The 13,865-nt window shown below is 59.6% G+C and carries 5 protein-coding genes and 2 rRNA genes (1 of these 7 only partly in view); all 7 read right to left on the bottom strand.

All coding sequences use genetic code 11. From position 1 onward, the window contains the following. Positions 1-4 precede the first annotated feature (4 nt). Positions 5-1,273: a diguanylate cyclase domain-containing protein gene (locus tag J3P93_RS23980; protein WP_434592584.1), complete on the bottom strand. Its 1,269-nt coding sequence runs from the start codon at positions 1,271-1,273 to the stop codon at positions 5-7. Beyond that, a complete protein-coding gene (locus J3P93_RS23985) occupies positions 1,270-1,839 on the bottom strand; it encodes a YfiR family protein (protein ID WP_434592586.1) in 570 nt (189 codons plus the stop codon). Before J3P93_RS23985 ends, J3P93_RS23980 begins: the two co-directional genes overlap by 4 nt. 117 nt (positions 1,840-1,956) lie before the next feature. Then, on the bottom strand, positions 1,957-4,065 hold the full coding sequence (gene recD, locus J3P93_RS23990; protein WP_434592588.1) for an exodeoxyribonuclease V subunit alpha: 2,109 nt from the start codon (positions 4,063-4,065) through the stop codon (positions 1,957-1,959). Next, positions 4,062-7,751, bottom strand: coding sequence for an exodeoxyribonuclease V subunit beta (gene recB / locus J3P93_RS23995; protein WP_434592591.1), 3,690 nt, complete (start codon positions 7,749-7,751; stop codon positions 4,062-4,064). The genes recD and recB overlap by 4 nt, the downstream gene beginning before the upstream one ends. Next, on the bottom strand, positions 7,748-11,200 hold the full coding sequence (gene recC / locus J3P93_RS24000) for an exodeoxyribonuclease V subunit gamma (RefSeq protein WP_434592594.1): 3,453 nt from the start codon (positions 11,198-11,200) through the stop codon (positions 7,748-7,750). Before recC ends, recB begins: the two co-directional genes overlap by 4 nt. Positions 11,201-11,353: 153 nt before the next feature. Next, positions 11,354-11,469, bottom strand: a 5S ribosomal RNA gene (gene rrf, locus J3P93_RS24005). Positions 11,470-11,624: 155 nt separating this feature from the next. Beyond that, positions 11,625-13,865, bottom strand: a 23S ribosomal RNA gene (locus J3P93_RS24010); it runs 653 nt beyond the window's last position.

Consider the following 13,865-nt stretch of genomic DNA (forward strand, 5'->3'; position numbering starts at 1 on the left):
GCTATCAGCTCCTGGAGGGTTCGGAATCGACCGGGTGCTCCGCCCCGGCAGTGAATTGGGCGCCACGCGACAGGCGCTTGGCTTGGTACATTGCCGCATCGGCGGCATCGAGCAAGGCGCTCGGGCTGACGCCATGGTCGGGGAACACCGCAATGCCGATACTCAGCGACGTCACCACGCGGGTATCGCCCGGCAGCGCGATGGGCATGTCCATGCTGGCGAGAATCTTGTCGGCAATGCGCTCGGCATCTTCGATCGCATGCAGCGGCGCGAGCAGTACAGCAAACTCGTCGCCGCCCAACCGCGCCACCAGATCGCCCTCGCGCAACTGCGCGCGAACGCGGTTGGCCACGGCCATCAATACCGCATCGCCGGCCGCGTGCCCGAAATTATCGTTGATGCCTTTGAAACGGTCGCTGTCGAGAAACAGCACGGCAGCGCGTTCATCGTGCTTGCTGGCGCTGCGCAACGCGCGGATCAAGCGCCCTTCGAAGAACGCACGATTCGGCAGGCCGGTCAGGCTGTCATGGCTGGCCTGATGAGCGAGGGTTTCGTTTTCGTTTTGCAGATGGGTCTGCCACGACTCCAGTTCATCGAGCAACGCATTGAAGTCATTGCCCAGATTATCCAGCTCGGCGATCTGTGCCGGTGGCACCCGCCGGTCCAGCGCTCGCTCACTGCGGGCGGCGTGCGCCACAGCGGCGAGGCCGCGCAGCGGGCCAATGATGCCGCGCAACTGACGCCGGGCCAGATACAGCGCCACCCAGGCGCTGATCGCCGTGCACAGGATGATGCCCGCCAGACCGCTGAGCAAAAAGCGCATCAGACTACCGCCATGCCCGGTGAGCAGCACCCGGCCGATTTCGCGGTCCTGATGTTCAATGGGCAGGCTGACGGGTTTTTCCAGGATGGCGCGGGCAATCTGCATTTCCAATGTGGAAATCAAACCGTTTTCCGGGCGCTGCCATTGCGCTAGCAGCTGTCCCTGGCTGTCGAGTACCTGAGCATCAGCCACTTCCTCGGTCGAGGCGATCAGCGCCAGCGCTTCAGTGGCGGCTGCCTTGTCGTTGAATACCACCGCGGCCTCAACGGTGTAGCTGATCGAGCGCGCAATCAGATGCAGGTTGTGATCGGCATACACGCGCAATGCGAGGACACCGAGCAAGGTCAGCGAGACACTGGCCATCGCCACAGCGACCAGCGCGACAATCAGATGCCCTCGGCCGATCACCGAGCCCAACGTCGGGCGGTCACTCGCTCTGAACAGCCTCATGGCGCCGCCGCCCTGCGCCGCGACAATTGCAGCACGCTGGGGTGGATACGCACACCGCTGCGGGCCACGGAGTCGAGATTGACTTCGAACGACACTTGTTCATCGCCCACACGCAGACAGAACAGGCTGCCAACCGTGCATTGATCGCCACCTTCGCTGATGCTCAGCACTGGATGGCCGATGAGCGAAGCAAACAAGCGACTGCGCTCATCGTTGGTGAGCTTGCCGATATAGACCGCATTGCATTCGCTGACGATCGCCGGGTTGTCAGCCAAAAGCCGCCGCACCAGCACCGGCCGGCCAGTCGCCTGAGCGGTGCCTTTGACGAGGTCATCGGTGTATTCGGTGGGGCCGACGATGCACAGCCGCAACTGCGCCGGTTCGACCGGCCAGCGCGCGTAGCTGAGAATTCCCAGCACGACTTGAGTCACGGATTTGGCCCGTTGTTCAGCCATACCTGCGGACGCTTGCGCCATCGCCGCGCTGGTCATGAGCCAGAGCAGAACGACCAGCAACACCTGCTTGCAGGCAACGACGCGCCCTGTCGCCCAGACCGACACCTTCATGCAGGAATTCTCTTGGATCGTAGCGAAATGATGCCGCAACGATAGCACAGCGCCGAAAGGCCAGCGAGGCAGCGCCCACTGACCGGTCAGTCAATAATCGCCGCCTGCCGCAGGGTTTCAGTCACGAGAATCGGTGCCCTCCTCCAGCTCCAGCATCAGGCCACTCAAGCGCTTGACCTTGCGCTGCACCGCCTCTTCGAATACTCCGGCCCGCGATTCGATCAAGGTGAACCAGTGCTTGGCTCGGGTGATGCCGGTGTAGATCAGCTCTTTGGTCAGTACCGGATTCAAGGCATCGGGCAGGATCAGCGCAGTATGAGCAAACTCCGAGCCCTGGGATTTATGTACGGTCATCGCGTAGACGGTTTCGACATCGTTGAGCCGGCTGGGCAATACGAAACGCACGCCGCCCTGGCCGTCGTTGCGCGGGAAGGCCACGCGCAACACTGGCTTGCCGGCGTCAGGTCCCTCGCGCTCGGGCAGCTTGAGGGCGATACCAATGTCGCCATTCATCAATCCCAAGCCATAGTCGTTGCGCGTCATCAATACCGGACGGCCTTCGTACCACTGCTGGTCGTTTTCGATCAGGCGTGCCTTGAGTAATGCCGCGGTAATCCGCTGATTCAGACCTTCGACACCCCACGGTCCCTTGCGCACGGCACACAGCAGCTGAAACGTATCGAACGCCTGCAACACGTCCCGTGCCCAAACGACCCAGTCCGGGTGTTCAAGTGGCCTGCCCGATGGCGGACGCTTGTCGCGCAGCACGCTCAGGTAATGGCGGTAACCTTGCGGGCCATCGCCGTGCCCCTCCAGCAACAGCCGCTCCAGCCGGTGGTCATGCTCGCCCTTGAGCGATAAGGAATACACATCTGCATAGTTGCCGGCGTCGAGCAACTGCCGTGCCTGCTCCGGCAACTGTTGGTTGACCCGCCGAGCAAGCTGACCGATGCCACTGCTTTCGCCAAAGCGCCGGGAATAACGCAGCATTACCACTTGCTGGGCCAGGGGATGAGAACCGTCGACGTCCTCATGCAAGCCGCTGTCTTGCAACGACTCGCCACTGACCGATTCCAGCCACCGTCGGGTCTGTGGGCTGTACCAACCACCCTCGGCGTCGCGGCACAGATCGCCCAGCACCGCACCCGCCTCCACCGATGCCAGTTGGTCCTTGTCGCCGAGCAGAATCAGTCGCGCATGGGCCGGCAGGGCATCGAGCAGATTGGCCATCATTTCCAGGTCGATCATTGAGGCTTCGTCGACTACCAGCACATCCAGTGGCAAGCGATTGCCGGCATGGTGGCGGAAGTGGCGAGTGCCCGGACGACTGCCAAGCAAGCGGTGCACGGTGGTCACGTCGCAAGGGATTTTCGCGCGGACCTCTTCGCTGACTTTCAGCGATTGCACTTGCTGACTGATCGACTCGGTCAACCGCGCCGCCGCCTTGCCCGTCGGCGCCGCGAGACGAATGCGCAACGGCTGTCCGGCTTCGACGGCCGGCGCTTGCAGCAAGGCCAGCAAACGCACCACCGTGGTGGTTTTGCCGGTACCGGGCCCGCCAGTAACGATACTGAAAGCACCGCGCGTGGCGAGGGCGCAGGCGAGTTTCTGCCAGTCGATCACCTCGCCAGCCCCGGCCGATTCGAACAACCCGTTCAAACGCTGCGGCAGGTCCGATGGCGTCGGCTCGACCTGCTGCAGGCGCTGACGCAACGCCGTATCGATGCGCCGTTCATACGCCCAGTATCGACGCAGGTACAGGCGCTTGCCGGATAACACCAGCGGACGCTGCTGCGCCGCATCACTGGGTTCCGCCGCCAATGCCACCAACGAACTGCTCGCCAGCACCTTGCACCAGTGCGCACCATCGAGCGCGTGGAGCAACTGTGAAGGCAGCAACAACACGCCCCCTTGCACGTCACCCTCGGGTGGCAGCGATAACGCGAAATCAGGCGCCTTCAGAGTTTCGAACAGATCGAGACAGACATGACCGTGGCCGAGTTGATGGCTGGTCAGTGCCGCCGCGAGCAATACCAACGGATCGGTGTCCGGCTCCAGTTCATGAAGGAAGGCGACGAATGCCTTGTCCAGCGCACGCAGCCAACCGCGCTCGACCCAGCGGGTGAGCAACAGCAGCAGATCATCGGCACGGGTCAGCGGCGCGAGCTCCGACAGGCTGTCGGCCGCCAAGGGTGTGGGTAGCAGATCAGCGAAGGTACGGCTCATAGCAGGACTCCCTGTTCCCAGGCGGGCTCGGTCTTGGGTTCGGGTTTGCCTTGAAACATTCGGTCCAGACGCTCGATCAATTCGCGCGGCGGGCGAGCGAAATACACCCCGCGACTGTCTGCGCGTATGCCACGCAGGAACAGATACAACGCACCGCCGACGTGTCGGTCGTAATCGTAATCCGCCAGCCGCGCCTTGAGCTGTCGATGCAAGGCCAGCAGGTACAGGACGTATTGCAAGTCATAGCGGTTGTCGAGAATCGATTGCTCCATGGCTGCTTCGGTGTACGCCTGATCATCCAGGCCGAGCCAGTTGGACTTGTAGTCAGCCACGTAATAACGCCCGTCGTGTTCGAATGTCAGGTCGATAAAGCCCTTGAACATGCCGTTTAGTTGCACCGGTTCTGCCGCGACCCGGGCGACGCCCTGGTGAGTATGCTGACGCACCAGTTCATCGAGTTTGAGCACATCGACTTTATGGCTGGCGAACCAGAACTCCATCTCGACGCGAAACTGCTTCAGCTCCTCCAGCACCACGGGCGGTTGCCCGTCGGCGATGGGAAGCGGCAGCTTGAGCAAATGCTGCAGCCACTCACTGAGCGTGGTAATCCAGCCCTCCCAGCCACGCAGATTGCAACGCCGCGCGATCGCATCTTCCAGGGCCTCGCGGGAAACGGCGAAACCTTCATCACCCGCCCACTCGAGCAGTCCGTGGAGGAACGTGCCCGGATTGGGGCCGCGAGGAAACCGGTGGATATCGGCGCCACCGGCAATGATCTCTCGCGGCGCGTCCGGATCAAGGCGTTCGTCATCGAACAGTTTTTGCGCTTGCGGACTGTCCGGTGCCTCGTCGCTGCCGACGCTCAGCACGTCACTGATGCGCAATGCGCTGTAGGAGGCGATCCACCAGTTTTCGCTGGCCTTGCGCTTGGGCACGCGGGTGGCACTGAGTACCGCGTCATTGCGCGGCGGGCGGTAATGCTCGTCGGTGGGTTGCGGCATATCCATGAGGCTTATTGCCGTGCAGTCCTGTTGCAGATCCCGAAGCCAACCCTTGAGTTCGCCGGATTCGCTCAACGCAGCCCCACCACCGAGCAGGTAGCCCAGCGCGGAAAGATGCAGGACCGAGCTGTTGTTATTGCCGCGTTTGAGGTCTGTCACGCCCAGCCAGCAGGCATGTTGCGCACGCGTCAAAGCGACGTAGAGCAAACGCAGATCTTCAGCGAGGCGCTCATCATCCGCTTGCGCAATCAGCTCGGCGGTTGGCTTGAGGCTAACCCGGGCCTTGCCTTCGGCATCGTGGTAATGCAGCGGCAAGCGACTGCCATCCACAGGCTTTGCCGAGCAGATGAACGGCAGAAACACCAAGGGATATTCCAGGCCCTTGGATTTGTGAATGGTCACGACCTTGACCAATTGCTCATCGCTTTCCAGGCGCAGGATCTGTTCTTCACCCGCCTGCCCGGACAGCACCAGCAGCTCGGCCAGATGGCGGATCAGCGCTTGTTCGCCGTCCAGTTCAGCGGCGGCTTGCTGCATCAGTTCGGACAGATGCAGCAGGTTGGTCAGCACGCGCTCGCCATCACTGCGTTTCATCAGGGTTTGCGGCAAGTGGAAATCGTGCAGCAGGCGCCGCAACATCGGCAGCACGCCTTGCTTGCGCCAGAGCTCGCGATAGCCACGGAACTGCATGACGCGGGTTTCCCAGACCAACTCATCCTGGTTCAGCCGTTCAAGCTCGGCCAAGGGCAGGTTCAGCGTGACGCAGGCCAGTGCGGCTTTGAGCAAGCGCTCGACATCCGGTTCGGCACAGGCCTTGAGCCAAGCCAACAGGTCATGGGCCTCTTGCGCTGCAAATACCGAATCCTTGTCCGACAGATACACGCTGCGCACGCCACGGTTGGCCAGCTCACTGCGCACAGCTTGAGCTTCCTTGCCATCGCGAACCAGAATCGCAATGTCGGACGGCCGCAAGCCTCTGAAGTCTTTGCCGTCCTGAACGAATCCGGCGCTAGCGCTTTGCCCGCCATTGAGCAGCGCGGTGATTTCGCTGGCGCACGCTGACGCTAATTGCTGACGATAAACCAGGCCCGACAAGGGCTGGTCGGCAGGCAACTGCCAGACATTCAAGGCTGCAATGTCTCGCCCGTCGACCTGCAGGCGTTCCTTGCGCCCCTGAGATTCAACGGGGAGGAATGGCACCGGGTTGTTGCCGGTTCTCTCGCGGAATAAAAACGCACCGCGCCCCTGCTCGCGAGATTCGGCGCGTGCAAAGACATGATTGACCGCCTCGACCATGCCATGGCTGGAGCGGAAGTTGGTACCCAGCGTATGCAGTCGGCCAGTCGTGGCCTGACGCGCGCGCAGGTAGGTGTAGATATCCGCCCCGCGAAAGGCGTAGATCGCCTGTTTCGGGTCGCCGATCAGAAACAGGCCGGTTTCGGCACTGTTCTCTTCGATGCGATAGATGCTCTCGAAGATCCGGTACTGCACCGGATCCGTGTCCTGAAACTCGTCGATGAGCGCGACCGGGAATTGCTCACGGATCAATGTCGCCAGACGTTCGCCACCGTCGGATTGCAATGCGGCATCGAGGCGCAACAGCATGTCGTCAAAGCCCATTTCGGCGCGACGGCGCTTCTCTTCTTCGAAACGTGTGCCGACCCATTGGGCGGCGTGTTGCAGAACCGCAGCATCGGGCGTTGGCAGCGCATCGAGGCTCGCCTTGAGAGCCGACATGGCATCCAGACCCGGGTGCGATGGCGGCGGCCCCTTCCAGGCTTCGGCCATACCGTCAGGCGTCAGACGCGCGAAACCGGTGCCGATGTCCAGCTGCTCCAGAGATTCGTCTTCGGCCCATGTCTTGAGCTTTTCGAACCACGGTTCAAAATAACGTGCCTGCATCTTGCGACCGTCGACCGTTTTGCCGGCCACGCCTTGCTGGCAGATGGCGAGCAACTCGTCTGCCCACAGGCGCCAGGGCATTTTCAGTTCAAGCAACGCCGCGCGACGCTCTTGCAGACATTCAGCGATCAGTTCGGCGGGAGCCCTTGTTTCATCATTGTCGCGCTCGCTGGCAAACAGACCGCGCACCCGTGGCAACAAGGCCGCAGGCCCGCCCCAGTTGTTGCGAACCCAATTCAAGGCATCGCCCTGCATTGGATAACAGAACAGACGCCAATAATCGCGCAGCACTTCGCCAAGCAGGTCGCTGTGATCGGTTTCCAGCGACTGGGTGAACAAGCTGCCACTGTCGAACGCGTGCTCACGCAACATGCGCTGGCACCAACTGTGGATGGTCGAAACGGCGGCCTCATCCATCCACTGCGCGGCGACATCGAGGCGGTTCGCGCAGCCTGGCCATTGCAGGGGTTCGAATTGACCGCGCAATTCGGCGATCAGTGCGTCTGGGGCCGGCAACTCGTCGCGGAAGAATCGGGCCGCCTCCGCCAGACGCGTGCGTATGCGTTCACGCAGTTCCTTGGTTGCGGCATCGGTGAATGTCACCACGAGTATTTGTGGCGGCAGCAACTCTCGACCGAATCCGCTCGACTCGTCACCGTGCCCGAGGATCAGCCGCAGATAGAGGGCCGAAATGGTAAAGGTCTTGCCAGTACCGGCGCTGGCTTCGATCAACTGGCTGCCATGTAACGGAAATGCCAGCGCGAGGGGTGCTTTGGTACTCATGTGCGTGCCCCCTCAGCGGACAGCGAACGCCATGGCGCTTCGTAAAGCGGACGGTACAAGGCGTCGCACCAACCGGAAAATGTTTCGTCTGCCAGCAACGCCTGGAAGTCGGCGAACTGCCGTAACAATGCGGGGCTCTCACGGCGCTCACCATCGGTAGTTTGTCCGTCACCTTCATACGCCTTGCAAGCGGCAGCTTCGGCTTTCAGCGGGTCGGACTGCGACAGCCACGCGAACGCCGTTTTCACCGCTATCGGCAGCGGCTGGCGCATGCCCGCCTGCCAGGCGAGGAGCAGATCGCCAAGAAAACGCGTCGCTCGTGCAGGCTCCAGCGGTTCAAGCAGCAGCGTGTCATCGCTGGCCACCAAAGCGGTGGTCAACGAAAGATTGCTGGCGCAGGCGACGAGATGGTTGACCCAGGGCTTGGTCAACCGATGCCATTTACGGTTTTTGATCGAGCCGATGCTGTTGGGAATGGTCGTGACGGACAACAGACCGCCGTCGGCGCGCTGATGCAAACCGGCGAGCCAGCCTTCCAGACGCAGACCGTGCAGCTCCAGATTGACAGGCAACGCACTGGTCAGCGGAACAGGCCAGAGCGTCAGCAATTGTTGATAGCGCTTGAGCAGATCCGGCAACGGCTCGATCAATTCCCGCTGCAGGCATTGGCCGAATCCTGCCATTGGCAACAGGCCGCTGTTTTGCAGGCGACGGGCCTGTGCGTCGAGCGCTTGATCGATGTTTTCCGGTTGCCTCAGCGCCGCTTCGAGGAGGCTTTCGCTGAGCGTATATCGCTGCAATGCGTCCAGTACGAAGGGTTCTTCGTCCGCCAGTGGTGCTTCGGCAGCCTCGAAATACACCTTGAGTCGCTGGGTGAAGAAATGTCGAACCGGGTTGCGCAAAAAGTCCTGCAATAAAGCGAGGGTCAACGGTTCTTCTTGTACAAAAGGGGCAAGCAATTCGACACCGGTGGGAGGCTCGTGCTCTTGATGCAGCACCTGCCACTCGCTGGCATAACTGAACAGCTGATCGCCTTCATGAAAATAGCGCGCACTGAACGGTTGCAGCGGGTGCTCCTCGGTCAGGGCATCCAGCAGATCGCCTTGCTCATCAAGCAATCGCCAACCGCTGGCCAGATGATCGCGTAACTGGCCGATAAGCACAGACGCCGGCCGCTCGCTGTTGTCGCGAATGCTGCGGCCCACCCAACTGATGTAAAGCTGATTGCGCGCCGACAGAAGCGCTTCCAGCAAAAGATAGCGGTCGTCTTCACGCCGTGAACGATCGCCAGGGCGGTAATCGCTGCCCATCAGGTCGAAGTCCAGCGGAGGCTGCGCGCGAGGATAGTCGCCATCGTTCATGCCCAGCAGGCAGACCAGTTTGAAGGGAATGGCGCGCATGGGCATCAGCGTACAGAAATTCACCGAGCCGGCGAGGAATCGCTGGGACAGACGCCCCTGATCCAGCCCGGCGAGCCAGGCTTCACGCACCACGGTGAGCGGCAGCTCATCCGTCAGATTCACCGCTTCGCAAGTCTCCAGCCAGGTTTCGCGAAGCTCCTCGAGTTGCGTCAGCAAGTAATCGTCATGCTCGTTGCTGGCTTTGAAAAACAGCTGCATCAGCGCCTGCAACCGATACCCCCACTCGGCGGGTTGTGCCGGTTGAGTGAGCTGCTGGTGGGCCAGTTCCAGCGCATCGAGCAAGGCCACCAGAGGGCCGATCAGTGCGGCATCCAGGCCACCAATCTCATCGTAGGGCTCGATACCTTCACAGGCGCTGGCGCTGCCGACGGCGTATCCCAGCAGCATCCGGCGCAGACCGAAATGCCAGCTGTTCTGCTCTAGTTCGTCAGGCAAACCAAGGCCCGCTCGCTGCTCGGCGTTCATTCCCCAGCGCACGCCGGCACCTTCAATCCAACGATGCAATGTTGGCAGGTCGCGCTCCTCAACTCCGAAGCGTGCACGTAATGCGGGAACGTCGAGCAGGTCGAGGATCTCGCTGACCGGAAAGCGACTGTCGGGAAGCTTGAGCAGATGCTCGACCGCAATCAACAATGGATCGCGACCGCGCTGCCCTTGATCCGCCAACGTGAAAGGAATGAAGCGCGGATCATGACGATCAAGCTGACCGAATACGGCGCGGATATGCGGCGCATAGCTGTCGATGTCCGGGACCATCACGATCACATCGCGAGGACGTAACTGCGGGTCCGCACTGAAGCGCGCCAGTAGCTGGTCATGCAGAATCTCGACTTCGCGTTGCGCGCTGTGGGCGATGTGAAAACGGATCGACTCATCCTGTACCAGATCGACTGCGGGCCAGTACTCGCGGGTTTCGTTGAGCGGGCGTAACTCAAGAATGTCGTCTTGAAGCTGGTTGAGCATGTTCTGCGCCTGGGTTTCGCTGAACAGGTCAATGCGCCCGTCGCGAAATGCTGCGCGGTAACTGTTCGGATCGTCATAACTGTCGAGCAGATTGATGTAGTCGCGGCCTTGTTTACCCCATGCTGCGAGTAGTGGGTGCGCATGTTGATGCAGGGTTTCGGCGTCCAGTACGACCGGCATGCCGCTCTTGCGCGATTGCCGCTTGTACTGGTGACGGAGCAAATCCTTATCGGCGACGATATCGGCCCAGTGGTGCCGACAAGGGTTGTGCACACAGAGCAACACCTGGCTGAAACGCGCCAGCCCTGCCAGCGCCTCGAGGACCTGTGCGGGAAGCGAGGAAATGCCGAAAACGATCACTCGCGGCGGTAGCCCACTGGGCGCCCTTTCAAGATTATTGATGCGTTCGATGAACCGCTGATGCACACCGGCGCGGCTTTGCGCCATGCCCTTTTCGCCTACATCGTCCAGCAGTGCTCGCCATAATTCGGCTTGCCAGCAACTGCTGGCAGGCAGTGCTTTTACCTCGCCTCGGACATTGCGCAGCTGGTGGCGACCCTCGGCCCAGTCCTCAAGCCAGTCAGCTCGATACACCTGATATTGGTCGAAGAGATCCGCCAGGCGCTCGGACAGTTGATAGCGCTTGCGCAAATCAGTGTCGTGGGTAAGGAAACGTTGCAGCGGTTCGAAATGCGCGCGGTCGATCAGTTGCGGCAACAAGCGCATCAGGCGCCAGGTCAGCGGCGCTTTATCGAGCAGGGATTTGGGCGGAATTTCGTCCCGGCCCAATACCAGACGGTATAGCTGCCACATGAAACTGCCCGGCAATTGCACATCAATCGCAGCGGCAATACCGCAGCCGCCGAGGTCGTCTTCCTGCGGATCTTCTGCCAGAGCCAGCTTGAGCCACTGCGCGATGCCGTTGCTCTGCACCAGAGCGATCTCATTCTCCAGGGGCGCCAGTGGGTAGCGCCGCATGATGCTGATCACAAGGCTGCGCAGCTCGTCCAGGCTGTTGCTCTGAACCACCATGAATGCAGCGTTGAGGGACGGGGCGTCCGGCATAAAGGCTTCCTTGGAGAATACAAAAGCTGAGGCAGAACCTTAGCATTGTCGGCAGGCTGTGACAGCCGGACGGCGTCGGTGAATACTGTAAGAACTTTCTCGCAGGCAAAACAAAACCCCAACTGCTTTCGCAATTGGGGTTTCGGAATTTAATCTTGACGATGACCTACTCTCACATGGGGAAACCCCACACTACCATCGGCGATGCATCGTTTCACTGCTGAGTTCGGGATGGGATCAGGTGGTTCCAACGCTCTATGGTCGTCAAGAAATTCGGGTACTGACTCGTGACCACATGGCCTCGCTTCAGCAAATCGGGTATGTGACAGCTGTCGGTGTTTGTGCGTTTCGAACTTTCGGTTCGTTTCGTCTTCACACACCGCAATCTGGTCTCTTTCGAGTTCGCAAATTGCTTGGGTGTTATATGGTCAAGCCTCACGGGCAATTAGTATTGGTTAGCTCAACGCCTCACAGCGCTTACACACCCAACCTATCAACGTCGTAGTCTTCGACGGCCCTTCAGGGAACTCAAGGTTCCAGTGAGATCTCATCTTGAGGCAAGTTTCCCGCTTAGATGCTTTCAGCGGTTATCTTTCCCGAACATAGCTACCCGGCAATGCCACTGGCGTGACAACCGGAACACCAGAGGTTCGTCCACTCCGGTCCTCTCGTACTAGGAGCAGCCCCTCTCAAATCTCAAACGTCCACGGCAGATAGGGACCGAACTGTCTCACGACGTTCTAAACCCAGCTCGCGTACCACTTTAAATGGCGAACAGCCATACCCTTGGGACCGGCTTCAGCCCCAGGATGTGATGAGCCGACATCGAGGTGCCAAACACCGCCGTCGATATGAACTCTTGGGCGGTATCAGCCTGTTATCCCCGGAGTACCTTTTATCCGTTGAGCGATGGCCCTTCCATACAGAACCACCGGATCACTAAGACCTACTTTCGTACCTGCTCGACGTGTCTGTCTCGCAGTCAAGCGCGCTTTTGCCTTTATACTCTACGACCGATTTCCGACCGGTCTGAGCGCACCTTCGTACTCCTCCGTTACTCTTTAGGAGGAGACCGCCCCAGTCAAACTACCCACCATACACTGTCCTCGATCCGGATAACGGACCTGAGTTAGAACCTCAAAGTTGCCAGGGTGGTATTTCAAGGATGGCTCCACGCGAACTGGCGTCCACGCTTCAAAGCCTCCCACCTATCCTACACAAGCAAATTCAAAGTCCAGTGCAAAGCTATAGTAAAGGTTCACGGGGTCTTTCCGTCTAGCCGCGGATACACTGCATCTTCACAGCGATTTCAATTTCACTGAGTCTCGGGTGGAGACAGCGCCGCCATCGTTACGCCATTCGTGCAGGTCGGAACTTACCCGACAAGGAATTTCGCTACCTTAGGACCGTTATAGTTACGGCCGCCGTTTACCGGGGCTTCGATCAAGAGCTTCGCGTTAGCTAACCCCATCAATTAACCTTCCGGCACCGGGCAGGCGTCACACCCTATACGTCCACTTTCGTGTTTGCAGAGTGCTGTGTTTTTAATAAACAGTCGCAGCGGCCTGGTATCTTCGACCGGCATGAGCTTACGGAGCAAGTCCTTCACCCTCACCGGCGCACCTTCTCCCGAAGTTACGGTGCCATTTTGCCTAGTTCCTTCACCCGAGTTCTCTCAAGCGCCTTGGTATTCTCTACCCAACCACCTGTGTCGGTTTGGGGTACGGTTCCTGGTTACCTGAAGCTTAGAAGCTTTTCTTGGAAGCATGGCATCAACCACTTCGTCACCCAAAGGGTAACTCGTCATCAGCTCTCGGCCTTAAGATCCCGGATTTACCTAAGATCTCAGCCTACCACCTTAAACTTGGACAACCAACGCCAAGCTGGCCTAGCCTTCTCCGTCCCTCCATCGCAATAACCAGAAGTACAGGAATATTAACCTGTTTTCCATCGACTACGCTTTTCAGCCTCGCCTTAGGGACCGACTAACCCTGCGTCGATTAACGTTGCGCAGGAAACCTTGGTCTTTCGGCGTGGGTGTTTTTCACACCCATTGTCGTTACTCATGTCAGCATTCGCACTTCTGATACCTCCAGCAAGCTTCTCAACTCACCTTCACAGGCTTACAGAACGCTCCTCTACCGCATCACCCGAAGGTGATACCCGTAGCTTCGGTGTATGGTTTGAGCCCCGTTACATCTTCCGCGCAGGCCGACTCGACTAGTGAGCTATTACGCTTTCTTTAAAGGGTGGCTGCTTCTAAGCCAACCTCCTAGCTGTCTAAGCCTTCCCACATCGTTTCCCACTTAACCATAACTTTGGGACCTTAGCTGACGGTCTGGGTTGTTTCCCTTTTCACGACGGACGTTAGCACCCGCCGTGTGTCTCCCATGCTCGGCACTTGTAGGTATTCGGAGTTTGCATCGGTTTGGTAAGTCGGGATGACCCCCTAGCCGAAACAGTGCTCTACCCCCTACAGTGATACATGAGGCGCTACCTAAATAGCTTTCGAGGAGAACCAGCTATCTCCGAGCTTGATTAGCCTTTCACTCCGATCCACAGGTCATCCGCTAACTTTTCAACGGTAGTCGGTTCGGTCCTCCAGTCAGTGTTACCTAACCTTCAACCTGCCCATGGATAGATCGCCCGGTTTCGGGTCTATTCC

The organism is Pseudomonas sp. R3-57, assembly GCF_051132065.1.
Lineage (GTDB): Bacteria > Pseudomonadota > Gammaproteobacteria > Pseudomonadales > Pseudomonadaceae > Aquipseudomonas.

Coding starts and splice junctions, on each gene's coding strand:
- J3P93_RS23980 (WP_434592584.1), bottom strand. CDS start 1,273: ATGAGGCTGTTCAGAGCGAGTGACCGCCCGACGTTGGGCTCGGTGATC.
- recB (WP_434592591.1), bottom strand. CDS start 7,751: ATGAGTACCAAAGCACCCCTCGCGCTGGCATTTCCGTTACATGGCAGC.
- recD (WP_434592588.1), bottom strand. CDS start 4,065: ATGAGCCGTACCTTCGCTGATCTGCTACCCACACCCTTGGCGGCCGAC.
- J3P93_RS23985 (WP_434592586.1), bottom strand. CDS start 1,839: ATGAAGGTGTCGGTCTGGGCGACAGGGCGCGTCGTTGCCTGCAAGCAG.
- recC (WP_434592594.1), bottom strand. CDS start 11,200: ATGCCGGACGCCCCGTCCCTCAACGCTGCATTCATGGTGGTTCAGAGC.